This is a genomic window from Bradyrhizobium sp. BR 10261 (genome assembly GCF_019455395.1).
In the GTDB taxonomy this organism is placed as follows: domain Bacteria; phylum Pseudomonadota; class Alphaproteobacteria; order Rhizobiales; family Xanthobacteraceae; genus Bradyrhizobium; species Bradyrhizobium manausense.
The window spans coordinates 48,400-74,318 of sequence record NZ_JACOFQ010000017.1 but is presented as its reverse complement, the minus strand read 5'-3'; the positions used below and the strand labels follow the sequence as shown (position 1 = coordinate 74,318).

Sequence of the window (25,919 nt, the reverse complement as noted above, 5' to 3'; positions counted from 1 at the left end):
ACCAAAAGCATAGCTGATGCCCGCAGCCCTCTGGCTGCTTGAAAGGCACAATCAGCCCGCCTAACTTGCCGGCCAAAACGAGGAAACACGATGGCCCACGAAACCGCAACGCTCGCCGCCTATGTCGCCAGGCTGAAATTCGCCGATATCCCGGCGGAGGTGCTGGACCGCGCCAAGGTGCTGACGCTGGACTTTCTGGGCAGCGCGATCCGGGCGCGGCGCGAGGCCGAATCCACCCCGTCGCTGCTGAAGACGCTGGAAGCGCTGTCGCTCGACGCCAGGGGCGAGGCCACCGTGTTCGGCGATTCCAAGACCTGGACCCCGGCCGTGGCGGCGCTGCTCAACGGGGCGCTTGGCCATTCCCTCGATTTCGACGATACGCATGCGGATTCCTCGCTGCATCCGAGCGCACCGGTGGTTCCGGCCGCTTTCGCCGTCGGCGAGATGGTCGGCGCTTCAGGGCGCGATGTGCTGACGGCGATCGTCGCGGGCTATGAAGTGTGCTGCCGGCTCGGCAACGCGCTCGACCCCACCTCGCATTATGCGCGCGGCTTCCATCCGACCGCGACGGCGGGCACCTACGGCGCGGCAGCTGCGGCGGCGATATTGTTCGGGCTGTCCGAGAAACAAATCATCGCCGCGTTCGGCGTCGCCGGCAGCCAGGCTGCGGGCTCGCTGCAATTCCTTGTCAACGGCGCCTGGAACAAGCGTTACCAGGTCGGCGCCGCCGCGATGAACGGCGTGGTCGCCGCGACCTTGGCGCGCAATGATTTCGTCGGTGCGACGGAATCGGTCGAAGGCAAGCACGGCCTGCTCGCCGGCTACACCGACGACGCGCATCCCGACAAGGCGGTCGCCGGGCTCGGCAAGACCTACGAGACCATGAAGATCGGCGTGAAGCCTTATCCGAGCTGCCGCTACACCCATGCCGCGATCGACGCGCTGATCGCGATGCGGCGCGAGCACAATCTGACGCCCAACCAGGTCAAGCGCGTCGAGATCGGCCTGCATCGCAACGGCATCACGCTGACTGGTGACGCCGCCACCAAGCGGCATCCGACCTCTGTTGTCGGCGGCCAGTTCTCGATGTTCTTCACCGGCGCGCTCGCGCTCGACCAGGGCTCGTTCGGCTGGGACGATTACGCAAGGCTGGGCGATGCCGCCATCGACGCGCTCGCCGACAAGTTCGACGTGGTGCAGGATGACCGGCTAGAGGTCGGCCGCACCCATCCCTTCGGGGCCCGCGTCAGCATCACCACTGAAGACGGCGTGCACGAGCGGCTCTACGCCGATCCCTCCGGCGAGCCGAACTCATTCCCTGATGCGCAGGCGATGCAGCAGAAGTTTCTGACGCTGGCACGGCCCGTGCTGAAGGCACGGGCCGACAAATTCGCCGACGCGATCATGACGCTGGAGCGGTTCGACCGCGTCGCCAGGGCGACGGAGCTGGGACGGCAATAGCCGCCTAATTCACGCCCGCCAGCTTCCCATTCTCGCGCGTGACAGCCACGACCTCGCGGACGAGATCGAATACGCCGTCGGCTTGCGGCGGAAAGTTCGGCGAGCGGCCGAGGCGTACGATCACGAGCTTCTCCGAGGGGATCACGATCGTGTACTGCCCGATCGTGCCCTTGGCGAAGAAGGCATCGCGCGGCCAGCCGTGGTCGACGCGAAATTTTGCGCCAAAACTGTTGCCCTGGTTGGTCCAGAACCCGGCGCCGATGCCGACCCAGGCGTTCGGCGTGGCGGACGCCGAATAATTCACCCAGCCCTCCGGCAGGATGCGCTTGCCGCCGACGACACCGTCGTCGAGATAAAGCTGGCCGAACCGCGCCCAGTCGCGCGCGGACGCCATCATCTCGCCGGAGCCCTCGATCGTGCCTGAAGCGTCGAGCTGCAGCGTGACGTCGTGCATGCCAAGCGGCGTGAACAATTCGCGGCGCGCCAAGGCGAGCGCGTCAGTGGGCTTGCCGCCGGCGGCGTTGCGGATCAGCTGCGCGAGGATGAGGAAGTTGCCGTCGTGATAATTCCACGCCGTGCCCGGCACAGTGGCGAGCGGCGCGCGCTCGGCAAAGCCCGCCATATCGTCCTCGGCATATTTCATCGTGTTGACCGGTTCGAATACCGAGCCAAGCCTGGCCTCCAACGAGCTTCCGAGTGCGATGCCGGCGCTGTGACGCAACAATTGATCGACGGTGATGGCATGGCGCGGATCCCGGGGATCCTGCCAGGCGGCGATGGGCGCTGATACGTCGAGCTTCAGCTTGCCCTGGCGCACCAGGATGCCCGTCAGCGCCGAGGTCACCGACTTCGTCATGGAGAAACCGAGCAGCTGCGTCTGCGGCCCAATCCCGTCGGCATAGCGCTCGGCAATGACGCGGCCGGCCTTCATGACGACGATCGCGCGGGTGCGGCGATAAGGCGGCTGCGCGGGCTCGGCAAAGGCGCGATCGAGCGCGGCCGCCAGGCCCTCGCTTTGCGGGGCTACAAGTCCCGGGCCGGCGATTTCGGGGAGCAACGCGGGCTGCTTGTCGTCGGACGGCAATGCGACATCGGCGATCCCCTGCCCGTGCTCCAGCGTGCAACCGAGCCCCTCGCGATAGACGGCGTGGCTGCGGCCGATGCCGAACAGGGACACAGTGACGTCCTTGCGCGCACGATCGACCCGAAGATCCATCGCCCAGGTCAGAAGACCCGCACCGGGCATCGCATCGGCGGTGTCAGCGAGGTCGCGCCTGACATCGAGGCCGGAGACGAAAATGTCCGAGCAGAGTGTGTGGGCGATGAAGCCGGTGGCAACCTTCGGCACGTCGCGGGCCCGCGCCGCGCCGAGCGCGAGGATACCACAGGCAATCGTGGTGGTGAGGAGGAGGATCTTGCGGCGACGGGTCACGGGCTTTCTCCGGCTGGGGGCGACTGCAGGAGAGCAAGCCGGAGGTGGGCGATAGGCGCTCGCCGGATTTGAAAATCGACCTCGTCGAAACTGATCGGGGCTGATTGATTTCGGAATTCCTATGTGATTTCAAGGGCCTGAAATCTAGGCCGCGTCGGCCTTCAGGCGGCGGTACTCGGTCGGCGTCACGCCGGTCACCGCCTTGAAGGCGCGGTTGAACGGGCCGAGGGACTGGAAGCCGGCATCCATCGCGATGGTGATGACGGGAACCTCGACCTGGGCGGGATCGGCCAGCGCGGCCTTGGCCTCCTCGATGCGATGGTTGTTCAGGAACACATTGAAGTTGCGGTAACCGAGCCGCTGGTTGATCAGCCGACGCAACCGGTATTCCGGAATCTTCAGCCGGCCCGCCAGCACGCCGATGGTGATGTTCTCCTGACGATAGATCCGCTCGTCCGCCATCAGCCGCATCAGGGCGTCGATGAGCTTTTGATCGGCGGCGTCATCGACCGCAGGCTGACTGGAAGCAACAGGGATTGCGGGCTCCGCGGCGGCCGGAAACAGATCCGCCCCGTCAACGCGCATCATGGCATAGACGATCGCCGCGACGGTCAAGGTGAGCGCGCCAGCGCTGATGGTTTCGGCGACGGCGCCGACATGGTAACCGGCAGCGGCGATCTGGAGCACCGCGTTGAGCCCGCCATAGAGCGCGATGGCGCAGACGATAAAGACGCGAGCGCTGCGGCGGCGCTCGACCAGGTCGGCCGGCCAGGAGGCGATCATCTGCCCGACCGCAAGCGCGATGAAGCCGAGCACGATCAGATTGACCACCGTGACTGAGAACCGCACATGGCCGCTCGGTGCAATCCAGACGCAGCCCGCGAAGCTGTAGGCCGCGACCGCTGCCCAGATCAAACCATGCCACCAGCGCAGGCGGAACTCGTCCTCGAACAGGGCGCGCGTGAACAACCAGAACACCACGATGGTGGCGGTCGATATTGCGATCAGCGGCGCATGCCAGAGCGGGACCCGCGACGTGACATCCAGCGAATAGCTCACCGCATGCGCGACCGAGCCCAGCACGAAGGCCGCGCCAAGGCGGGCAGCCAGCACGTTGCGATAGTCATGTAACAGCGACGCCGCCAGCATCAGCAGCAGCGCGACGCTGGCGGCGCGAAAGGCGAGGTCGAGAGTGGCAAGGGTCATCGGATGATGCGATCGATCGCGATTGCGTTCGGTCGAACATCGTTCGTTGCTCCGACTTTTTCAAGGACGATCCGCACGTCGACCGTCATCGCCCAGTTTCACAAATCGTAGGGTGGGCAAAGCGAAGCGTGCCCACGGCTTCTTCTCGATTAGAGGAAGACCGTGGGCACGGCGCTGACGCGCCTTTGCCCACCCTACGGCAGCTCTGGAGCGGTGCCCAGCGCTGTCATCGCCCGGCTTGACCGGGCGATCCAGTACGCCGAGACAGCAATGATTGAATCGAGAGGCCGCGGCCTACTGGATGCCCCGCCTGCGCGGGGCATGACAGCGGAGTCTATGGCCGGCCTTTGTCGCGACGACGACGCCAAATCCTGCTACGATCGGGCTTGCTGAATAAGGAAGGAGCCCGTCATGAGCTGGATGCCTGATAACGATCCCGTGCTCGGCGATCCCAAAACATGCGACGCGCTCGATCTCGTCATCGTGCCGCGCACCCGCGATCTCGGTGACGGATTTGAGGTGCGGCGGGCGCTGCCGCATGGCAAGCGTCAAATGGTCGGACCCTTCATCTTCTTCGATCATTTCGGCCCGGTGCAGTTCGTCTCCGGCAAGGGCATGGACGTGCGGCCGCATCCGCATATCGGGCTTGCCACCGTCACCTATCTGTTCGACGGGTCCATCATGCATCGCGACAGCGAAGGCAACGTGCAGGAGATCGCACCGGGTGCGATGAACCTGATGACCGCGGGGCGCGGCATCGCCCATTCCGAGCGCACGCCGGATGCGCAACGCGCCTCGGGCCAGAAGATGCTCGGCCTGCAAAGCTGGATCGCGCTGCCCGAAGGCTCCGAGGAGATCGATCCTTCGTTCCAGCATTATGCGGCGGGCGACCTGCCGATGATCTCCGAGCGCGATTTTACCGCGCGCGTGATCGCAGGCTCCGCCTTCGGCATCACCTCGCCGGTGAAAATGGTCTCGCCCTGGTTCTACACCGAGGTCACGGCCGCCGCGGGCGCGAGTGTGCCGCTCGACCCCGATCACGAGGAGCGCGCGATCTACGTCGTCGACGGCGAGGTCGAGATCGCCAATGAGCGCTACGAGGGACCACGGCTGCTGATCTTCCGCCCCGGCGACCGCATCACCGTGAAGGCGCTCAAGGCGACGCGGATGATGTTTCTCGGCGGCGATGCACTGGAAGGCCCACGCCACATCTGGTGGAATTTCGTCTCCTCCAGCAAGGAGCGGATCGAGCAGGCCAAGCAGGACTGGAAAACCGGCCGCTTCGCCACAGTTCCGCAGGAACATGAGTTCATTCCACTGCCGGAATAGGCTAATCCCGTTTCCGGTCGTGCCATCAGGCGCGACCGGATATCCCTTCCGAAAGCTGTGCTGATGACCACCATGCTCTCCAGCGACCTGCCCCTGACCAAGATCGGCCGCGGCAAGGTGCGCGATATCTACGCCGTCGATGACGACCGCCTGCTGCTGCTGACCACCGACCGCATCAGCGCCTTCGACGTCGTGATGGCCGAGACCATTCCGATGAAGGGTGCGGTCCTCACGCAGATCAGCGCCTACTGGTTCAGAAAGCTCGAAGGCATCGTGCCGCATCACATGATCAGCGCCGATGCCGACGAGATCGTCGCAGCCGTACCGGCGTTGAAGCCGCATCGCGCCGAGATCCTCGGCCGCGCCATGCTGTGCCGCCGCACCACCGTGTTTCCGATCGAATGCGTGATCCGCGGCTATCTCTCCGGCTCGGCCTGGAAGGAGTATGCGACGAGCGGCACGCTGGCGGGGGAGAAGCTCAAGGCCGGCCTCGTCGAGAGCGAGAAGCTGGAGCCTGCGATCTTCAGTCCGGCGACCAAGGCCGAGACCGGCCATGACGAGAACATCACCATCGCCAAGATGCGCGAAGTTGTCGGCGACGAGGTCGCTTACACGCTCGAGAGCATGACGCGCGCGATCTATACGCTCGGCGAGGAGCTGGCGCGCGAGCAGGGCATCATCATCGCCGATACCAAGTTCGAGTTCGGCCGCGACAAGAACGGCCGCATCATCCTGATCGACGAAGTCATGACACCGGATTCGTCGCGCTTCTGGGCGGTCGATGCCTACAGGCCCGGCCAGCCGCAAGCGAGCTTCGACAAGCAGCCCTTGCGCGACTATCTCGACGCCGAGCGCCGCGCCGGCCGCTGGAACGGCGACGCCCCGCCGCCACCACTGCCCGCGAGCGTGGTGGAGGCAACCAGCAAGCGATACCTGGAAGCCTATCGGCGGGTGACGGGGAAAGAGCTGAAGATTTAGGCCGCGCTATTTCGTCTCGTTCCGTCATTGCGAGGAGCGCGCGACAAAATTGCGAAGCAATTTTGCGCTGATGCGACGAAGCAATCCAGACTGAATCCGCAGAGGGATTCCGGATTGCTTCGCTTCGCTCGCAATGACGTGGAGGAGTCGGGGGCTACACCCCCGCCATCATCACGTATTTGATCTCGACATATTCTTCCATGCCGTGATGCGAGCCTTCGCGGCCGAGGCCGCTTTCCTTGACGCCGCCGAACGGCGCGACCTCCGTCGTGATCAGGCCGGTGTTGACGCCGACCATGCCGGATTCCAGCGCCTCGGCAACGCGCCAGACGCGGCCGATGTCGCGGGAGTAGAAATAGGAGGCAAGACCGAACGGCGAGGCGTTGCACATCGCGATCACATCGGCCTCGTCCTTGAAGCGGATGACGGGCGCGAGCGGGCCGAAGGTTTCCTCCTGGGAGACCAGCGAGTCCGGCTTCACGTCGGCGAGCACGGTCGGCTCGAAGAAGGAACGCCCGAGCTCGCTGCGCTTGCCGCCGGTCACCACCTTCGCGCCGCGCTTGACGGCGTCCGCGATGTGCCGCTCGACCTTGTCGACCGCCTTCATGTTGATGAGCGGGCCCTGCGTCACGCCGGCTTCCGTGCCGTCGCCGATCTTCATCGCCGCGACCTTCGCCGACAGCTTCTTGACGAACTCGTCGTAGATCTTGTCCTGGGCGTAGAGGCGGTTGGCGCAGACGCAGGTCTGGCCCATGTTGCGGTATTTCGAGACGATCGCACCTTCGACGGCCGCGTCGATATCGGCATCGTCGAACACCACGAATGGCGCATTGCCGCCGAGCTCGAGGCCGAGCCGCTTCACGCCGACCGAGGCCTGCTGGTAGAGAATCTTGCCGACCGCGGTCGAGCCGGTGAAGCCGACGAATCGCACCGCCGGATGCTCGCACAGCACCTTGCCGATCGGCGGCGCATCACCGGTAATGATGTTGAGCACGCCATTGGGAATGCCGGCCTTTTCGGCGAGCACCGCCAGCGCCAGCGCCGACAGCGGCGTCTCGTTGGCGGGCTTCAGCACCACGGTGCAGCCCGCGGCCAAAGCCGGCGAGACCTTGCGCGTGATCATGGAGTTCGGGAAATTCCACGGCGTGATGGCGCCGCAGACGCCGATCGGCTGCTTGATCGCGAGCAGCCGCGCATCGGGCCGCTGCGTCGGGATGGTCTCGCCATAGACCCGGCGGGCTTCCTCCGCGAAGAACTCGATATAGGCAGCGCCGATGTCGACCTCGCCGAGCGCTTCTGACAGCGGCTTGCCCTGCTCGGAGGTCAGGATCAGCGCGAGATCCTCGCGATTGGCGATGATCAGCTCGAACCATTTGCGCAAAATGTTGGAGCGCTGCTTGGCGGTGTGCTTGGCCCAGGCCGGAAATGCGCGCTGGGCGGCTTCGACGGCCTTGGTGGTGTCGTCGGCCCCAAGCTGCGGGACTTTTGCGATTTCGACCCCCGTTGCGGGATTGTTCACGGCGAACACCGGCGTGCCGACCCAGGCGCCGTCGATGTAGCAGGCCTGCTTCAGCAGCGAGGGGTCCTTCAACCGGTCACGCAGGTTGACGGTGGCGTGCTGGGCGCGTGCAGCGGCGGTCGGGGTCATAGCGTTGCTCCTGGGGTCATCGATTGGCCCGGAATATAAGGAGAGACAGCGCGCAATGCACCGCCCCGCAACGCACATCTGCCGACAGCTAAAGTTAGAGCGCTCAGTTCTTCACCTCTCCCCGAGGGGGAGAGGTATAGCGCTCATAGTGCTGAGATGATCAGGCTGCGCCGCTCATATAGGTCTCGCGGCGGCCGATCATGCGTTCGGCCGCGGCCTTGGCGCTGGCCTTCGAGGAGGTCGCACACGTCCGGTATTCGAGATCGGGCGCGTCGGAGGTATCGCGGCGGCCGAACCAGGACTTTGAGCCGACCGGCAGCAGCGCCAGTGCCTGGGCCAGATTGTCGACTGCGCCGAACGAATAGAGCGCGCCTGATCCGGCGATGCGCACCTCGTAAATGCCAGGCGAGATCGGCGCTTCCAGATTTTCGCCCCGTCCGGGACGGGGATAGCGCTTCCATTCGCTCCAGGTCGAAATCATCTGATGCCCCCTCGCGGCCGGTCGGCCGCCAAATTTGCTTCAAGTCTTAAACGTCGGCCGCCGATCGGGCCGCGAGCTGAACGCCGCAACGCACAAAATGTTTCAAGTGTTTCAAACACAGGAAAACATCTCGCCCGGGCCTATCCAAGGTCACGGCCAGTTGCGGCATCCACCGCAGATTGTGAAGACGTGTTGCAGATCAGTCCTCCCGCGCGGAACGCAGAGCGTCAAATCACGACATCGCGACCACAGGATGCATATCGCCACGCTTGCCGCACGCGATCCGCGGGAGGACAATCCGAATACTTCCAACAATCATCAAACCGGAGGAAACGCTGATGCAAAGCAAAGCCCAGATCGACGAGATTCTGCGCAAGACAAGCGATGCCAAGGAGATTCCCGGCGTTGTTGCGATCGCCGCCAGCGGCAGCGACATTCTGTATCAGGGCGCGTTCGGCAAGCGCGACCTGTCCAAGCCCGATGCGATGACTGTTGATAGCGTCTTCTGGATCGCCTCGATGACGAAGGCGGTGACAGCGGCGGGCGCGATGCAGCTGGTCGAGCAGGGCAAGCTGTCGCTCGATGCGCCGATCGGATCGGTGCTGCCCGACCTCGCCAATCCGCAAGTGCTGGAAGGCTTTGATGCCAAGGGCGAGCCAAGACTGCGGCCGGCGAAAAGCGCGATCACGCTGCGCCAGCTCATGACCCACACGGCGGGCTTCTGCTACGACATGTGGAATGGCGAATTCGCGCGCTACATGGAGAAAACAGGCACGCCCGGAATCATCACCTGCCAGAACGCGGCACTGAAGACGCCTGTGGTGTCCGACCCCGGCACGCGCTGGGAATACGGCACCAATATCGATTTCGTCGGCAAGGCCGTGGAAGCCGTCAGCGGCAAGCGGCTCGATGCCTACTTGCGCGACAATCTGTTCGCGCCGCTCGGCATGAGCGACACCGGCTTCAAGATCAGCGACGACATGCGCAAGCGCCTCGTCGGCATGCATGCCCGCGGCGAGGATGGCGCGCTTGCCGCGATCCCGTTCGAACTCGAGCAGACCCCGGAATTCCACATGGGTGGCGGCGGCCTCTATTCGACCGCGGGCGACTACATCAAATTTACGCAGATGATCCTGAACAAGGGCCGCGGCAACGGCAATCAGGTCCTGAAATCAGAGACGGTCGCCATGATGGGACAAAACCAGATGGGCGATCTCAACATGACCAAGATGACGACGGCGGCGCCTGTTTACACCAACGACGTCGATCTCTATCCGGATCAGGTGAAGAAGTGGGGCCTCAGCTTCATGATCAACACCGCCAGGACCGCTGAGGGGCGCAGCGCCGGCAGCCTCGCCTGGGCGGGCCTCGCCAACACCTATTTCTGGATCGACCCGGCGCGCGATGTCACCGGCGTGATCCTGATGCAGCTGCTGCCATTTGTCGATGCGAAATGCCTGCAGGCCTTCGCGGGATTCGAGCGCGGCGTCTATGCCGGGCTCGATGCCGGAAGCGGGCAAAAGGCGGCGTGAGGGACTGCGGCTCTCACAACACGAAGACTGTCATCCCCCGCGAAGGCGGGGGATCCAGTACGCCGCAGCGCATCGATTCAATCGCGACGGCCTCGGAGTGCTGGATCGCCCGGCCCTAGTGCGCAATTGCGCACTGGCCGGGCGATGACAGCGGAGAACGACGCTCGCAATGACGGAGAGAGAGCGCCCTAAACCGTCAGCCCGCGCTGCTGGGCCAGCTCCCGCAGCGACACCTGCGGGCGCGCGCCGATGTGCTGGATGACTTCGGCGGCGGCAAGCGCGCCGAGCTCGCCGCATTGCTTGTGCGAGAGGTCGCGCGAGAGGCCGTAGAGGAAGCCCGCCGCGAACAGGTCGCCGGCGCCGGTGGTGTCGACCAGCTGCGTGATCGGCGAGGCTGGTGCTGCGACCGCATCGGTCGGCGTCACCACGACGCAGCCCTTCTCGCTGCGGGTGACCACGCCGAGCTTGACGTCGCTGCGCAGCTGCCTGAGCGCGGTGTCGAAATCGGAGGTCTCGTAGAGCGAGTGCAGCTCCGACTCGTTGGCGAACACGATGTCGGCGGTGCCGCCCCGCATCAGCTCGAGAAACTCGTCGCGGTAGCGGCCGACGCAGAAGGAATCCGACAGGGTCAGCGCCACCTTGCGGCCGGCCTCGTGGGCGATCCTGGAGGCTTTCAGAAAGGCTTCCTTGGCGCCCGGTGGATCCCAGAGATAACCTTCGAGATAGACAATCTTGGCAGCGGCGATCTCGGCCGGATCGATATCGGCCGGCGACAGGTCCTGCGCCGCGCCGAGATAGGTGTTCATCGTGCGCTCGCCATCACCCGTCACCAGGATGTAGGAGCAGCCGGTGGCGGGACCGTCCTTCGCGGGCGGTGTATTGAACGCGACCCCGGCGGCGCGGATGTCGTGGACATAGAGCTTGCCGATCTGGTCGTCCTTGACCTTGCCGACATAGGCAGCGCGCGCGCCCAGGCTGCCAATGCCGACAATGGTGTTGGCGGCAGACCCGCCCGAGACTTCCGTCGCCGGACCCATGTCATTGTAGATGGCCGCGGCCCGCGCCTCGTCGATCAGCGACATGCTGCCCTTGGTCATGCCGTGCTTGACCAAAAAGGCCTCATCGGTCCGGACCAGCACGTCGAACAGCGCATTGCCGATGCCGAGAACGTCATATTTCACGTCAGCCATTCACTTTGATCCTGTTTGCCGGATTGCGAACCCCGAGGAAATCCGCTTCCTGTCGAGCTGAAATCTGGCTCGCGGCCTATCACGACCGGCCCTTCGCGGGCAAGCAACGGTATTATAACGGCTCCGATGATCCGCTCCTTCCTGACTGTCTCCACAGGAACACTGGCCTCGCGGCTGCTGGGCTTTGCCCGCGATTCCCTGATCGCGGCGCTGCTCGGCACCGGCGCTGTGGCGGATGCGTTTCTGGCCGCCTTCCAGCTCGTCAACGTGGTGCGGCGGCTGCTCAGCGAAGGGGCACTCAATGCCGCCCTGATCCCGGCCTGGCTGCGCGTCCGTGAGCGCGATGGCGAACAGGCCGCCTCGGCCTTCGCCGGGCGCGTGCTTGGCACGGTCAGCGCATCCCTGATCGTGATCTCGATCGGGATTGCGCTCCTGATGCCGCTGATCATCATGATCATCGCACCGGGCTTCGTCGGCAGCGGCACGCTCGATCTCTCCGTCCAGAACGCGCGGCTGATGCTGCCTTATCTCGCCTTTGCCGGCCCGGTGACGGTGCTGATGGGGCTGCTGAATGCGCAAGGGAAATTCGCGCTCACGGCGTTCTCGCCGCTGCTGTTCAACATCGCCCTGATTGCCGTCATCGCCGCGCTGCTGCTGTGGCATGCCGATGCCGCTCGCTCCGCATGGATGCTGGCCGCGACTGTGGGCATTGCCGGCCTGCTGCAACTGGTGATGCTGGGCTCGCAGCGAAGCGCGCGCCTGGCGAGGCCGCTGCGCGCAAGCTTCGACCAGGAGATGCGCGGGTTTTTCGCCAAGGCCATTCCCGGCATGATCGCAAGCTCGGGTCCGCAATGGCTGATGGTGGCGGGCGCGATCACCGCCTCCGCGATCCCATCGGCCGTGTCCTGGCTCTATTTCGCCAACCGCCTGATCGAGCTGCCGCTCGGCATTGTCGGCGTCGCCATGGGTACCGTGCTGGTGCCGGAATTGACTCGCGCCATCGGCAGCAGCGACCGCGACGCCATGGCGCATGCCGAATCGCGCGCGCTGGAACTGGCGAGCGGGCTCGCGCTGCCGGCCACGCTGGGCCTTGCCGTGCTGGCAGAGCCGATCGTGCGGCTGCTGTTCGAACATGGCGCCTTCGGCATTGAGGACAGCGCGGCCACAGCGCATGCGCTGATGTGGCTGGCGCTGGGCCTGCCCGCGCATGTGCTGATCAAGGCGCTGTCGCCGGCCTTTTTCGCCCGCGGCGACACGATGACGCCGCTGCTCGCAACTGCCAAAGGCCTTGTGGTCGCGATCGCCCTCGCCGTGCTGCTCGGGCATTTTTTCGGTGCAAGTGGCATTGCCGCAAGTATCGCCGCTGGAGCCTGGAGCAGCGCAGCCTCCTTGCTGCGAAAAGGTACTAGCGAATTCGGCTTCTCGCTTGACGCCACCGCCCGCAAGCGGCTGCCGCGGATCGTGCTTGCCGCAGCTGCCATGGGTGCCCTGCTCTGGCTGACCAGGGATCTGATGCCATCAGAGGCCCATGGCCTGGTTCGCTTCCTGGTGCTGGGCCTTCAGATCGCGGCCGGGATCGCCGTCTACGGCCTGCTCCTGCAAATCCTCGGCGCGGCCTCCTGGCGCGAGGCGGCTGCCGCACTGAGGCGGGCCGCTTAGCGAATTGCCCTTGACGGGGCAGCCTCGCTGTTGGAAACGACGGCCAAATACCTATGGGAAGCTGACCATGCCATTCGTTGAACGGGTCTTTTCAGGCGTCCAGCCGACGGGCAATCTGCACCTCGGCAATTACCTCGGCGCGATCGTCAACTTCGTGAAGATGCAGGAAACCCACAACTGCATCTATTGCGTCGTCGACATGCACGCGATCACGCAAGGCCTGGACGTCTGGGGCGGACCGGTCGAGCTCGCGCGCAACACCCGCGAGGTGACCGCGGCGTTTATCGCCGCCGGCATCGATCCGAACAAGCACATCGTGTTCAACCAGAGCCAGGTCTCCGGCCACGCCGAGCTGGCCTGGATCTTCAACTGTGTCGCGCGCATGGGCTGGCTCGGCCGCATGACCCAGTTCAAGGAGAAGGCCGGCAAGGACCGCGAGAACGCCTCGGTCGGGCTGTTCGACTATCCCGTGCTGATGGCCGCCGACATCCTGCTCTACCGTGCCACCCATGTTCCCGTCGGCGAGGACCAGAAGCAGCATCTCGAGCTCTCGCGCGACATCGCTCAGAAGTTCAACAACGACTTCGGCGATTCAATTCGCGCCCAGGGCAACAATGACGGCCTGTTCTTCCCGCTGCCGGAACCCTTGATCACGGGGCCGGCGACGCGGGTGATGAGCTTGCGCGACGGCACCAAGAAGATGTCGAAGTCGGATGCGTCGGACAATTCGCGCATCAACCTGACCGACGACGCCGACACCATCGCGCAGAAGATCCGCAAGGCGAAGACCGACCCGGAGCCGCTGCCGAGCGAAGAGAAAGGCCTGGAAGCGCGCCCCGAGGCCGACAATCTGGTCGGCATTTTCGCCGCCCTCTCCGACCGCTCCAAGGCCGACGTGCTCCGCGAATTCGGCGGTGGCCAGTTCTCCAGCTTCAAGAACGCGCTGGCCGAGCTGTGCGTCAGCAAGCTCGCACCAATCGCCGGCGAGATGAAGCGCCTGGTTGCGGACCCCGGCCACATCGAGACCATCCTGAACGAGGGTTCCGACCGGGCCCGCGCCATCGCCGAGGAGACCATGAAGCTCTCCAAGGACATCGTCGGCTTCATCCGCCGGCGGTGATTGCTTATCGTCACAGTCATTCCGGGGCGCCCGCAGGGCGAACCCGGCGTGACTGAACCAGAAGCGCGCGAGGACGGCAAATAGGGTCCTAACTTGCTGATTTATCTGCAAAACGGTCTTGATCGTGCGTTCTCCGTCGCCATCTGCTAGGGAAGAGGCCACGCGCCGGCCTTGAACCGGCGACGTCTGGAGAAACCCATGTTCATTCAAACCGAAGCCACCCCCAATCCCGCCACGCTGAAGTTCATTCCCGGCCGCGTCGTGTCCGACGGCAGCCCGATGGAATTTTCGAGCCGCGAAGCCGCAACCCGTTCGCCGCTCGCGGAAAAGCTGTTCGACGTGCCCGGCGTCACCGGCGTGTTCTACGGATCGGACTTCATCACCGTCACCAAGGCGGACGGTGAATGGCAGCAGCTCAAGCCCGCGATCCTCGGCGCCATCATGGAGCACTACATGTCCGGCGCGCCGCTGCTCGCCGGCGGCGAAGCGCAGGGCGACATCGATCTCGACGACGAGGACGAATTCTTCGACGAAGCAGATGCCGAGACTGTCGACATGATCAAGGATCTGATCGAGACGCGGGTGCGGCCGGCGGTCGCCAATGACGGCGGCGACATCACCTTCCGCGGCTTCAAGGACGGGATCGTCTATCTCAACATGAAGGGCGCCTGCTCGGGCTGCCCCTCCTCGACCGCGACGCTGCAGCACGGCATTCAGAATTTGCTCAAGCATTTCGTGCCCGACGTGGTCGAAGTCCGGCCGATGTGAGCACGGGTGCCGTAGGGTGGGCAAAGCGAAGCGCGCCCACCTTCCCTGCCGTAGGATAGCAATGGTGGGCACGGCGCAACGGCGCCTTTGCCCACCCTACGAAGTGCGGCGCCACGGGGCTACGAATAGTGAATGACACATGGCGCACAGGCGCCTGGTTCGGTAGACTGCCCACCATTCGCCATCAGTCATTCGCTTTTTCATGCTGATCCTTGCCATCGATACCGCGCTGGAGGCGTGCGCGGCCGCAGTGCTCGATACCGACGCCGGCGAGCTCCTTGCGCAGGAGCAGATGCTGATGAAGCGCGGTCACGCCGAGGCGCTGATGCCGATGATCGCGCGCGTGATGCAATCGGCGGACCTTGCTTTCACTGCACTCGACCGCATCGCTGTGACCGTCGGTCCCGGCAGCTTCACCGGCTTGCGCGTCGGCATTTCGGCGGCACGCGGTCTAGCGCTCGCAGCCAAGCGGCCGGCGGTGGGGCTGACGACCTTGTCGGCCTATGCGGCCCCCATCATTGGCCGGAGCGGTTCGGTGCCGGTGATCTCGGCGATCGATGCGCGGCATGACCACGTCTATTTCCAGATCGTCGGCGGCGACGGCAGCCAGCTGGTGCAGCCAGGCATCGCCCCCATCGATGAGGCGATCGCAGCGGCGCGATTCGGCGCGCCACACCTGGTCGGCAACGCCGCGAACCTTCTCGCCGAGCGCTGGCCGAAGGATGCTCCACAGCCTGTCACCGTCGATGCACAGCCCGCACCCGACATCGGCTGGGTCGCATGGCTCGGCGCCGCGGCCAATCCCGACACGACCCCGGCGCGGCCGTTTTATCTGAAGGCGCCCGACGCAAAGCCGGCCGCATTGCCGCCGCTCGCTTCAGCCGCAAGCTCATGATGAGATGGTTTTCGGACTGGTGGCGCGGCGGCACGGCCGCCGTCGAGCCGGCATCGGCACGCGACGCTGGACGGCTGGCGCAGCTTCACGGCGCGTCCTTTGCGCATGGCTGGGGCGAGAGCGAATTCGAGACCATGCTCAGCGAGCGCAACACGCTGGTGCACCGCTTGCGCGTGGGGCGCAAAATCGTCGGCTTTGCGGTGTCGCGGATCGGCGCGGACGAAGCCGAAATCCTCTCGGTCGCGGTCGACCAGTCCCACCGCGGCCGCGGCCTCTCCCGCACGCTGCTGATGACCCATCTCGGTCACCTCGCGGGCCGCGGCGTGCGCACGATCTTTCTGGAGGTCGAGGAGAACAACCAGCCCGCACGACGGCTCTATGACAGGGCCGGATTCGTGGTGGTCGGGCGCCGCGAACGCTACTATAAGCAGCCGAACGGGGAACAATTGAACGCGCTTCTGATGCGGCGTGACTTGTCGTAACATCGATGGCAGAAAGCGCCCCCGCAGGCGGACACACCATGACCGGACTTAAACCTTCTTCGGCATCCAAGGCGACCGGCATCGAGGCGCGCTGTGCCGCCACCGGCATGCGCATGACCGAGCAGCGCCGCGTGATCGCGCGCGTGCTTGCGGAAGCGGTCGATCACCCCGACGTCGAGGAATTGTACCGGCGCTGTGCCGCCGTCGACGACAAGATCTCGATTTCGACCGTCTATCGCACCGTCAAGCTGTTCGAGGACGCTGGCATCATCGAACGCCACGATTTCCGCGAGGGCCGCGCGCGCTACGAGACGATGCGCGACAGCCATCACGACCATCTCATCAACCTGCGCGACGGCAAGGTGATCGAGTTCACCTCGGAAGAGATCGAGAAACTGCAGGCGGAGATCGCCCGCAAGCTCGGCTACAAGCTGGTCGATCACAGGCTCGAGCTCTATTGCGTCCCGCTCGACGACGACAAGCCGACGTCTTGAGTCTCGTGCCCATCGACCTCATCATCTTCGATTGCGACGGCGTGCTCGTGGACAGCGAGGTGATTTCCTGTCGCGCGCATGCCGATGTGCTCACGCGGCACGGCTATCCGATCACCTCGGCACAGGTGTCCGAGCGCTTCCTCGGCCGTTCGACCAAACAGGCCAACCTCGAGATCGAAACCGAACTCGGCCGCCAGCTGCCCGAGGCCTATCACGGCGAACTCCAGGACGAGCTGTTTCGCGCGTTCGAAGCCGACCTCGAGGCGATCCGCGGCATCCACGACGTGCTCGATGTCGTGACGCAACGCGTCTGTGTGGCCTCGAGCGGCTCGCATCCGCGCATGCAGGTGAGCCTCGGGAGCACGGGGCTCTATGAACGCCTCGCGCCGAATATCTTCTCGTCCTCCCAAGTGGCGAACGGCAAGCCGGCGCCGGACCTGTTCCTGTTCGCAGCCAGGCAGATGGGCGTGCCGCCCGAGCGCTGCGTCGTGATCGAGGACAGCCTGGCTGGCATTGCCGGCGCGCGGGCGGCGGGGATGAAGGTGTTCGGCTTTTACGGAGGCAGCCATTGCGACGATGGCCATGCCGAGACCCTGCGCCAGGCCGGTGCCGACCTGACCTTCGGCGATATGCATGAATTGCCGGACCTGGTCCGGCGTATCGCCGCGGACGCCCTGACGGGCTGATTTCGGCCCATTGCCGTCATTCCGGGGCACGCGCAACGCGCGTGAAGCCGGAATCCAGAGGTTTTCGCGCGGGATTCCGGGTTCGCGCTGGCGCGCGCCCCGGGAATGACGACCCAAATAGGCTCATTCGCTGGATTTTCGGTCCCTCAGCCTATATTTGAAGGCCGTCCTCCACCTCACCTCCGGGTTCCATGACGCCGCCGCGCAAGCTGCACATCAAATCATATGGCTGCCAGATGAATGTCTACGATGCCCAGCGCATGGTGGACACGCTGGCTCCGGAAGGATTCGTGGAGACAGCCCGTGCCGAGGACGCCGACCTTGTCATCCTCAACACCTGCCATATCAGAGAGAAGGCCTCCGAAAAGGTCTATTCCGAGCTCGGCCGCCTGCGCGTCGCCAAGGACGAGGCCGCGCGCGAGGGCCGCGCCATGCAGATCGCGGTGGCCGGCTGCGTCGCGCAGGCCGAAGGCGAAGAGATCGTGCGCCGCGCGCCCGTTGTCGACGTCGTGGTCGGACCGCAGAGCTATCATCATCTGCCCGACCTCCTGAAGCGCGCCAGCCATGAAGGCCGCGCGATCGAGACCGAGTTTCCCGCCGCCGACAAGTTCGGCTTCCTGACACCGCCAAGGCCCGATGCGATCCGCGCGCGCGGCATTTCCGCTTTCGTCACGGTGCAGGAAGGCTGCGACAAGTTTTGCACGTTCTGCGTCGTGCCCTACACGCGGGGCTCGGAGGTCTCGCGCCCCGTGGCCAAGATCGTCGATGACGTGAAGCGGCTCGCCGACAATGGCGTGCGCGAGCTCACGCTGATCGGGCAGAATGTCAACGCCTATCACGGCGAGGGGCCCGACGGAAAAACCTGGGGGCTCGGCAAATTGCTGGAGCATCTGGCAGCGATTCCCGGCATCGCGCGGCTGCGCTATTCGACCAGCCATCCCCGCGACGTCGATGACGGTTTGATTGCGGCCCATCGCGATCTCGACGCCCTGATGCCGTTCGTGCATTTGCCGGTGCAGTCGGGCTCGGACCGGATTCTTGCCGCCATGAACCGGAAACATACCGCCGATGATTATCGGCGTGTCGTCGATCGTTTCCGCACCGCGCGCCAAGACATTGCTTTTTCATCAGATTTCATCGTCGGCTTTCCCGGCGAGACTGAGCAAGATTTTCTCGCGACCCTCGCGCTTGTCACGCAAATCGGCTACGCTGCGGCGTATTCGTTCAAATACTCCGCCCGGCCGGGAACGCCGGCCGCGGACATGCAGGAGACGGTGTCCCCCGCCGAGATGGACCAGCGATTGGAGCGGCTCCAGAACTTGATCGACAGCCAGCAATCGGCCTTCAACAAGGCTGCGATTGGCTCAACGGTCGACGTGCTGTTCGAACGCCCGGCGCGCAAGGACGGCCAGATCGTCGGCCGCACCGCCTTCCTCCAGCCCGCCCATGTGATGGCCTCGCCCGACATCATCGGAAAGATCCTGCCGGTCAGGATCGACAGCCTCGAGCGCTACAGTTTCCTCGGCGAGCTCGCCGCGCCGCGCCATGCCCGCGAGCCCGCTTTATCATCCATCGCCACTGGAGCCTGAACCCTTGCCAAAAAGCGCATCGGATTCGTCTTCTATCGCTCCCAGCCGCAAATTTGACCGCGACATGCAAGTTCCGCCCGAGACCCAGGTCGTCATCGACTTCGACGACAACCGCGCCGCATCCGCGCTGGTCGGCCCCTACGGCCAGAATCTGGCGCAGATCGAGCGCCGGCTCGGCGTCGTCGTGGACTCCAAGGGCAACCACATCACCATCGGCGGCACCCGCGACGGCTGCGACGCGGCGCGCCGCGTGCTGGAGACGCTCTATGCCCACGCGGTGAAGGGCCAGGACGTCGACCAGGGCGAAGTCGAAGGCGCAATCCGCGCCGTGATCGCGCAAGGCTCGCTGTTCGAGTTCGACGCGAAGTCGGCCAAGTCGACCTTCGACAGCATCAACTTGCGCAAGCGCCCGGTGCGCGCGCGCACGGCGGCGCAAGACTCCTACATCCGCGCGCTGAAGCGCCATGAACTCGTGTTCGGCATCGGCCCCGCCGGCACCGGGAAGACCTGGCTCGCGGTTGCCCATGCCGCGCAATTGTTCGAGCGCAAGGAGGTCGACAAGATCATCCTGTCGCGCCCGGCGGTGGAAGCCGGCGAGCGGCTCGGCTTTTTGCCCGGCGATCTCCGCGAGAAGGTCGATCCGTATCTGCGCCCGATCTACGACGCCCTCTACGACCTGATGGACGCGCGCATCGTCGAGCGCGCGCTGCAGACCGGCGAGATCGAGATCGCACCGCTCGCCTTCATGCGCGGTCGCACGCTGACCAATGCCGCGATCATCCTCGACGAGGCCCAGAACACCACGTCGATGCAGATGAAGATGTTCCTCACCCGTCTTGGCGAGAACAGCCGCATGATCGTCACCGGCGATCCCTCGCAGATCGATCTGCCGAACGGCCAGACTTCGGGACTCGCCGAGGCGACGCGCCTGCTCGATGGCGTCGAAGGCATTGCGCAAGTTCATTTCAAGGCCGAGGACGTGATCCGCCACGAGCTCGTGGCACGAATCGTCGCCGCCTATGAAGGCTCGCCGCAGCGGGCGCCCGCCGGCAACAAATCCTGACGAGACAACAGCGGGACCAGGCGGGCGACAACGCCTTATCGTTCCGAACAGAGCCATGTCACATCCCAACCTTCCCATCACCGAGGTCCTCGTCGTCGCCGATTGCTGGCAAGGCGAGCCTGACGCCGAAGCCGTGATCCAGCGCGCCATTGCGGCGGCCGCCGAATCCGTCGACGAGGACGTCGCGGACGCGGAAGTGGCCGTGATGCTGACCGATGATGCCGGCATCCGCACGCTCAACAGCAACTGGCGCGGCATCGACAAGCCGACCAACGTGCTGTCGTTTCCCGCGCTGCAGCCCGAGGGCGAATGGAAGCCGGGCGATGCGCCGCGCATGCTCGGCGACATCGCGATCGCCTTTGAGACCATGCGGCGCGAGGCGGACGAGGAACACAAGCCGTTCGACCATCATTTGAGCCATCTCGCGGTGCATGGTTTCCTGCATCTGATCGGCTACGATCACGAGAACGACGACGACGCGGAAGAAATGGAAGCACTCGAGACCGAGATCCTTACTCATCTCGGCATCCCCGATCCCTATGCAGACCGCGCGGGGACGCACTGATATGCCGGACTCAGAGCCTATTCACGACAATCCGCGCAACACGGCCAATCTGCCGGCCGTCGTGACGCCGGGCGAAGTCATGCGCCCGACCGCGGAGGGCTGGCTGTTGCGGGCCATCCGCACGCTGTTCGGCTGGAAAGCCGGCTCGGTGCGTGACGATCTCCAGGTGGTGCTGGACGCATCGACGCCCGATGACACCGGCTTCTCCGCGGTCGAGCGCACCATGCTGCGCAACATCCTCGGCCTGCACGAGCGCCGCATCGCCGACGTCATGGTGCACCGTGCCGACATCATCGCTGTGAAGCGCGACATTCCGCTCGGCGAATTGATGGACCGGTTCGAGAGGGCGGGCCATTCGCGCCTCGTCGTCTACAACGAGACGCTCGACGATCCCGTCGGCATCGTCCACATCCGCGATCTGCTCGCCTTCATGACCGCGCGAGCGCGCGTCTCGGAGGCCACCAAGACCAAACGCAAGAAGCCGCTGCCGGCCGGGCTCGATCTGAAGGCCGTGGACCTCGCGCTGCCGCTGCAGGATGCGCGCATCATCCGCAAGCTGCTCTACGTGCCGCCGTCGATGCGCGCGATCGACCTTTTGGCGCAGATGCAGGCGACGCGCATTCACCTGGCCCTCGTCGTCGACGAATATGGCGGCAGCGACGGGCTGGTTTCGCTCGAGGACATTGTCGAGCAGATCGTCGGCGAGATCGACGACGAGCATGACAGCGACGAGCCGCCGTCGATCGTGCGGCTGCCCGACAACGCCTTCATCGCCGACGCCCGCGCCAGCCTGAAGGATGTCCGCACCGTCATCGGCGAGGACTTCGTCACCGGCGAGGCCGGCGAGGAAGTCGAGACGCTGGGCGGCTATCTCGTCAGCTTCGTCGGGCGCCTGCCGGTGCGCGGCGAGGTGATCTCCGGTCCCGGCCATTACGAGGTCGAGGTGCTCGATGCCGATCCGCGCCGCGTCAAGCGGCTGCGCATCTCGACCCGGAAAGAACGCCCCACACCGCGCACCCAGCGCGAGCGAAGCCGCCGCGAGGCCGCACCCGACAGCGGCCAGCCGCCGGCCGGCGACACCCCGACCCCGCCGCCTGCCGACGGGACCGGCCCGCAGTGAGCGCGTTCCAGCGTTTCCGGCAGATTGCGCTTGCCATCATCCTGACCTGGGGATGGAAGCGCGCGTTCCTCGCGATGGCGTGCGGCGCGTTCTCGGTGCTGGCGCTGGCGCCGTTCAACGTCTTTCCGGTGCTGTTCATCACCTTCCCGGTGATGGTCTGGCTGATCGACGGCGCGGGTGCCGGACGTTACGGCGGCGTCCCCGCCGCGGCGCTGACCGGCTATTGGTTCGGGCTCGGCTATTTCGTCCCTGGCCTCTACTGGATCGGCTACGCCTTCTTCGTCGACGCCGACGTGTTCGCCTGGCTGACGCCGTTCGCCGTGCTGGGATTGCCGGCCTATCTCTCCATCTTCACGGCGATCGGCTTCGCGCTGGCCCGCCTGCTCTGGACCAAGGACGCCACCCGCATTCTCGCGCTCGCCGCAAGCCTCACCATTGGCGAATGGCTGCGCGGGCACGCGCTCACGGGTTTTCCCTGGAACGCGTTCGGCTATGCCCTGTCGGAGCCGCTGGCCCTGGCACAGACGGCCTCGTTGATCGGCCAGTGGGGCATGACCTTCCTCACGGTCGCGATCTTCGCAAGCCCGGCGGTGCTGATCGACCGCACGCGCGATCGCAAGCCGGCATGGCGCGTGCCGGCTGCGGCGCTCGCGCTGCTGGTCGTCATGGGCATTTTCGGCGCGATCCGCCTGTCGCTGCATCCGACTGCGATGGTTGCGGGCGCCAAGCTGCGCCTGATGCAGCCCAACCTGCAGCAGGACCTGAAATTCAACTACTCCGCCAAGGCGGCGGTGATGAAGAAATATCTGGCGCTGTCGGACCGCGCCTCCGGACCACAATCGAGCGGCGTGAGCGCGGCCACAATCCTGATCTGGCCGGAATCAGCCTTTCCGTTCTTCCTGACCCGCGAAGCCGACGCGATGGCTGAGATCGCCGCGCTGCTGCCCAAGGGCACGGTGCTGATCACCGGCTCGGTCCGCGCACCCGATCTGCCACCGGGCACGCCGATCACCCGGGCTTACAATTCGATCTATGTGATCGACCACGACGGCAGCGTGCTCGCCGTCTACGACAAGCTGCACCTGGTGCCGTTCGGCGAATATCTTCCGTACCAGGGCATCATGGAGAAGCTCGGCTTCGAGCAACTGACGCGCATGCGCGGCGGCTTCATTCCCGGTACGGTGCGGCACATGCTACCGGTGCCGAGCGCACCGCCCGCATTGCCACTGATCTGCTACGAGGCCATCTTCCCCGACGAGATCGGCACGCGCGACGAGCGCCCGGGCTGGATGGTGAACCTCACCAATGACGGCTGGTTCGGCATTTCGACCGGTCCGTACCAGCATCTGGAGCAGGCGCGGATGCGCGCCATCGAGCTTGGACTGCCGCTGGTCCGCTCGGCCAATACCGGCATCTCGGCCGTGATCGATCCGGTAGGACGCACGGTGGCCAGCCTCGGCCTCGGGATCGAAGGCATTTTGGACGCAAATCTGCCGACCGCAATCCCGCCCACGATCTATGCGAGAGTCGGTGACATCCCCGCAGCCATGCTCGTCGCACTGGCTGTGATTTTGGCGGTGCGGCGGCGCGTTGCCAAACGGCGCCCCTGATTACCGCGGCTTGCGATGTCCGGCGAGGTGGCCGGAATCCTTTGACAACCGTAGTCCCACGGTTGACAGACTGCACACGGGCTCCCCATTCTGCACCTTCTGCAAAAGACAGCGGTGCATTGCTAACTTTCTCCGCAATGTTTCCCCAATCAGAGTGAAGTTTTGACGTCGCTGTCACCTGAGGCAATCGTTCATTGCGCCGACGGTGGTGTTTGGAGGGCTGAGGAAATGTCGAAAGCGCCCAACCCTGTTGACAAATATGTCGGCAGTCGCGTGCGCATGCGCCGCATCATGTTGGGCATGAGTCAGGAAAAGCTCGGTGAAGCTTTGGGCCTGACTTTCCAGCAGATCCAGAAATACGAGAAGGGCACCAACCGGGTCGGCGCGAGCCGCATCCAGCAAATTGCAGAGATTCTGCAGGTGCCGGTATCATTCCTGTTCGAAGGCGGACCGAGCGGCGTCGCCGGCCCCGACGGCTTCGCCGAAGGCGCGTCGCCCTCTTATGTCTCGGACTTCCTCGCGACATCGGAAGGGCTCGCTTTGACCAAGGCGTTCACCCGAATCACCGATTCGAAGCTGCGCCGTTCGATCGTCGATCTGGTCGAGCAGATCGCCGCCCGCGAAGGCCCGGACAAGCGCTGAGGCGCTTTTTCATTCCGATTTGAGACTGCGCCAAATCTGGCCTATGTCGTCATTTGCGGACCGCGCCTCGCGCTGCCTCCGCTTAAATGATGCGATTCGAAGGCACAGATACGTCCATGGCGAACTCCAATTCATTCGATTCCCAAACCATCCTCGCTGGTATCCGCCGCTGGGTGGAAATCGAGACGCCGACGGAAGTGCCCGAGCAGGTCAACAAGCTGACCTCGATGGTTGCCGATCATTATCGCGATCTGCCCGTCACGCTCGAACGCATCCCCGGCGTCGATGGCTGCGGCGATCATCTTGCGGTGCGTTCGACCTGGGGCCAGGACCGACCCGGTATCCTGGTGCTTAGTCATCTCGATACCGTTCATCCCATGGGCTTCATCGCGCGGCTGCCGTTCAAGGTCGAAGGCGACAGCGCGTTCGGTCCCGGCATCTACGACATGAAGGGCGGCGCCTATATCGCCTATCACGCCTTTCGCGAGCTGTGCGCTGCACCCACCCGTCCACCGCTCGGCATCACCCATCTGTTCACCTCCGACGAGGAGATCGGCAGCCCGACCTCGCGTGCGCTGATTGAGAACGAGGGGCGCAAGGCCAAATACGTGCTGGTGACGGAGCCGGCGCGCGACGGCGGCAAGATCGTCACTGGACGCAAGGGCGTCGGGCGCTTCGAGGTGTTCATCAAGGGCGTGCCTGCGCATGCCGGCTCGCGGCCCGAAGACGGTCGCAGCGCGGTGCGTGAGCTCGCCAACGTCATCCTGACGCTGGAAGGGATGAACGATCTGACGCGCGGCGTCACCGTCAATGTCGGCGTGGTGCGCGGCGGCACGCGCCCCAACGTCACGCCGGAAGAAGCCTATGCCGAAGTCGATCTGCGCGTGCCTGGTACCAACGACGCGGACGAGTTCGTCGGCAAGATCCTCGGACTGACCTCGCAGACACCAGGCGTGACCGTGACCGTCACCGGCGAGCTCAACCGTCCGCCTTACGAGAAGGGCAATGCCGGCGCCTCGCTGTATGAGCATGCCAAGACGCTCGCCGCCGAACTTGGCTTCGAGCTCGTCGACACCCACACCGGCGGCGGCTCGGACGGCAATTTCACCGCGCCTTACACCGGCACGCTCGACGGTCTCGGCGTCGACGGCAAAGGCGCGCACACCCATTATGAGCAGCTCTACGTCTCCTCGCTCGAACCGCGCGCCCGCCTGCTCTATCGCCTGTACCAGACGCTGCGATGAGCGAACGCAAGTCAGATCCCGATCGCGCCGACGGCGAGCGCGCCTTCTTCGGACGGCGCAAGGGTCACAAGCTCAGGCAGCACCAGGCCGATCTGGTCGATCATCTGCTGCCGCATCTGTCGCTCGACATCACGGCGGAAAGACCGGCGAACGCGAACGAGATCTTCGATCCCGCGGCCGAGGATGTGCGGCTCGAGATTGGCTTCGGCGGCGGCGAGCATCTCGCCGCGGAAGCGCAAAACTTTCCGACCACCGGCTTCATCGGCTGCGAGCCTTACGTCAACGGCATGGCCAAGATCCTCGCGCAGATCGAAGCGGCCAACATCCGCAACATCCGCCTGTTCGCCGGCGATGCCGCCGAGCTGCTGGCCTGGCTGCCCGATGCCTCGCTGTCGCGGATCGACCTGATCCATCCCGATCCCTGGCCGAAGCGACGGCACTGGAAGCGACGCTTCGTGCAGGACAGGACCATCGCCGCGATGGCGCGCGTGCTGAAGGCGGGCGGTGAATTCCGCTTCGTCTGCGACATCGACGATTACTGCGCCTGGACGCTGTCGCATCTGTCGCACGCGTCGGATTTCACATGGCTCGCCGAGCGCGCCGATCATTTCCGCCAGCCCTGGGCCGGCTACACCATGACGCGCTATGGACGAAAAGCCGCGCGCGAGGGACGCAAGGCGTCGTATTTGCGGTTCAGGCGGTCTTAGTCGTCATTGCGAGGAGCC

Annotated in this window: 24 protein-coding genes; 19 read left to right on the top strand and 5 right to left on the bottom strand. The window is 64.9% G+C overall.

Annotated features, from left to right (window positions below; all coding sequences use genetic code 11):
- Positions 1-90 precede the first annotated feature (90 nt).
- The gene (locus HYH07_RS20715; RefSeq protein ID WP_220004232.1) at positions 91-1,461 is read left to right on the top strand and encodes an MmgE/PrpD family protein; all 1,371 of its coding nucleotides are present in this window, start codon (positions 91-93) and stop codon (positions 1,459-1,461) included.
- A 4-nt stretch (positions 1,462-1,465) separates the two neighbouring features.
- Here HYH07_RS20715 and HYH07_RS20710 read toward each other — a convergent pair whose 3' ends face one another.
- Positions 1,466-2,893, bottom strand: coding sequence for a serine hydrolase (locus HYH07_RS20710; RefSeq protein ID WP_220004231.1), 1,428 nt, complete (start codon positions 2,891-2,893; stop codon positions 1,466-1,468).
- 144 nt (positions 2,894-3,037) lie between these two features.
- Positions 3,038-4,099 carry a helix-turn-helix domain-containing protein gene (locus tag HYH07_RS20705; RefSeq protein ID WP_220004230.1) on the bottom strand — a complete coding sequence of 354 codons (1,062 nt, stop codon included), beginning with the start codon at positions 4,097-4,099 and terminating at the stop codon, positions 3,038-3,040.
- Positions 4,100-4,510: 411 nt separating this feature from the next.
- Here HYH07_RS20705 and HYH07_RS20700 point away from each other — a divergent pair, with 411 nt between their 5' ends.
- Together HYH07_RS20700 and HYH07_RS20695 are read left to right on the top strand one after the other, a co-directional pair.
- Entirely contained in the window at positions 4,511-5,428 is a 918-nt protein-coding gene (locus tag HYH07_RS20700) for a pirin family protein (protein ID WP_057746920.1), read from the top strand.
- A 63-nt stretch (positions 5,429-5,491) separates the two neighbouring features.
- Positions 5,492-6,406, top strand: a complete 915-nt coding sequence (locus HYH07_RS20695; RefSeq protein ID WP_220004229.1) for a phosphoribosylaminoimidazolesuccinocarboxamide synthase — start codon at positions 5,492-5,494, stop codon at positions 6,404-6,406.
- Positions 6,407-6,560: 154 nt separating this feature from the next.
- Here HYH07_RS20695 and HYH07_RS20690 read toward each other — a convergent pair whose 3' ends face one another.
- Both HYH07_RS20690 and HYH07_RS20685 read right to left on the bottom strand, forming a co-directional pair.
- Positions 6,561-8,054, bottom strand: a complete 1,494-nt coding sequence (locus tag HYH07_RS20690) for an NAD-dependent succinate-semialdehyde dehydrogenase (protein ID WP_220004228.1) — start codon at positions 8,052-8,054, stop codon at positions 6,561-6,563.
- 160 nt (positions 8,055-8,214) lie between these two features.
- Positions 8,215-8,535 carry a hypothetical protein gene (locus HYH07_RS20685; protein WP_057746926.1) on the bottom strand — a complete coding sequence of 107 codons (321 nt, stop codon included), beginning with the start codon at positions 8,533-8,535 and terminating at the stop codon, positions 8,215-8,217.
- Positions 8,536-8,873: 338 nt separating this feature from the next.
- Here HYH07_RS20685 and HYH07_RS20680 point away from each other — a divergent pair, with 338 nt between their 5' ends.
- A complete protein-coding gene (locus HYH07_RS20680; RefSeq protein ID WP_220004227.1) occupies positions 8,874-10,067 on the top strand; it encodes a serine hydrolase in 1,194 nt (397 codons plus the stop codon).
- Positions 10,068-10,255: 188 nt separating this feature from the next.
- Here the strand turns inward: HYH07_RS20680 and HYH07_RS20675 are convergent, their stop codons facing one another.
- Positions 10,256-11,257 (bottom strand): adenosine kinase, encoded by a 1,002-nt coding sequence (locus HYH07_RS20675; RefSeq protein ID WP_057746929.1) that lies wholly within the window; start codon positions 11,255-11,257, stop codon positions 10,256-10,258.
- A gap of 126 nt (positions 11,258-11,383) precedes the next feature.
- Here HYH07_RS20675 and murJ point away from each other — a divergent pair, with 126 nt between their 5' ends.
- The 15 genes from murJ (at position 11,384) to trmB (ending at position 25,901) form a co-directional block, all read left to right on the top strand.
- Entirely contained in the window at positions 11,384-12,916 is a 1,533-nt protein-coding gene (murJ, locus tag HYH07_RS20670) for a murein biosynthesis integral membrane protein MurJ (RefSeq protein WP_220004226.1), read from the top strand.
- Between the two features lie 67 nt (positions 12,917-12,983).
- Complete coding sequence (trpS, locus tag HYH07_RS20665) at positions 12,984-14,036, top strand: tryptophan--tRNA ligase (RefSeq protein ID WP_220004225.1); 1,053 nt, start codon at positions 12,984-12,986, stop codon at positions 14,034-14,036.
- 198 nt (positions 14,037-14,234) lie between these two features.
- Positions 14,235-14,804, top strand: a complete 570-nt coding sequence (locus HYH07_RS20660; RefSeq protein ID WP_220004224.1) for a NifU family protein — start codon at positions 14,235-14,237, stop codon at positions 14,802-14,804.
- A gap of 202 nt (positions 14,805-15,006) precedes the next feature.
- Complete coding sequence (tsaB, locus tag HYH07_RS20655) at positions 15,007-15,699, top strand: tRNA (adenosine(37)-N6)-threonylcarbamoyltransferase complex dimerization subunit type 1 TsaB (protein ID WP_220004223.1); 693 nt, start codon at positions 15,007-15,009, stop codon at positions 15,697-15,699.
- Positions 15,696-16,181, top strand: a complete 486-nt coding sequence (gene rimI, locus HYH07_RS20650) for a ribosomal protein S18-alanine N-acetyltransferase (RefSeq protein WP_220004222.1) — start codon at positions 15,696-15,698, stop codon at positions 16,179-16,181. The genes tsaB and rimI overlap by 4 nt, the downstream gene beginning before the upstream one ends.
- A 38-nt stretch (positions 16,182-16,219) precedes the next feature.
- Complete coding sequence (locus HYH07_RS20645) at positions 16,220-16,675, top strand: Fur family transcriptional regulator (protein WP_220004221.1); 456 nt, start codon at positions 16,220-16,222, stop codon at positions 16,673-16,675.
- Positions 16,676-16,680: 5 nt separating this feature from the next.
- Positions 16,681-17,361, top strand: a complete 681-nt coding sequence (locus HYH07_RS20640) for an HAD family hydrolase (RefSeq protein WP_220004220.1) — start codon at positions 16,681-16,683, stop codon at positions 17,359-17,361.
- A 191-nt stretch (positions 17,362-17,552) separates the two neighbouring features.
- Entirely contained in the window at positions 17,553-18,950 is a 1,398-nt protein-coding gene (miaB, locus tag HYH07_RS20635) for a tRNA (N6-isopentenyl adenosine(37)-C2)-methylthiotransferase MiaB (RefSeq protein WP_220004219.1), read from the top strand.
- Between the two features lie 64 nt (positions 18,951-19,014).
- Positions 19,015-20,013, top strand: coding sequence for a PhoH family protein (locus HYH07_RS20630; RefSeq protein ID WP_220004218.1), 999 nt, complete (start codon positions 19,015-19,017; stop codon positions 20,011-20,013).
- Between the two features lie 55 nt (positions 20,014-20,068).
- Positions 20,069-20,578, top strand: a complete 510-nt coding sequence (gene ybeY, locus HYH07_RS20625; protein WP_220004217.1) for an rRNA maturation RNase YbeY — start codon at positions 20,069-20,071, stop codon at positions 20,576-20,578.
- A gap of 1 nt (position 20,579) precedes the next feature.
- Entirely contained in the window at positions 20,580-21,698 is a 1,119-nt protein-coding gene (locus tag HYH07_RS20620; RefSeq protein WP_228749673.1) for a hemolysin family protein, read from the top strand.
- Positions 21,695-23,308 (top strand): apolipoprotein N-acyltransferase, encoded by a 1,614-nt coding sequence (gene lnt, locus HYH07_RS20615; RefSeq protein ID WP_220004215.1) that lies wholly within the window; start codon positions 21,695-21,697, stop codon positions 23,306-23,308. The genes HYH07_RS20620 and lnt overlap by 4 nt, the downstream gene beginning before the upstream one ends.
- Before the next feature lie 228 nt (positions 23,309-23,536).
- Entirely contained in the window at positions 23,537-23,950 is a 414-nt protein-coding gene (locus tag HYH07_RS20610) for a helix-turn-helix domain-containing protein (protein WP_057746952.1), read from the top strand.
- A gap of 86 nt (positions 23,951-24,036) precedes the next feature.
- Positions 24,037-25,194: a M20 family metallopeptidase gene (locus HYH07_RS20605; protein ID WP_220004214.1), complete on the top strand. Its 1,158-nt coding sequence runs from the start codon at positions 24,037-24,039 to the stop codon at positions 25,192-25,194.
- Complete coding sequence (trmB, locus tag HYH07_RS20600; RefSeq protein ID WP_220004213.1) at positions 25,191-25,901, top strand: tRNA (guanosine(46)-N7)-methyltransferase TrmB; 711 nt, start codon at positions 25,191-25,193, stop codon at positions 25,899-25,901. Before HYH07_RS20605 ends, trmB begins: the two co-directional genes overlap by 4 nt.
- Positions 25,902-25,919: the final 18 nt, after the last annotated feature.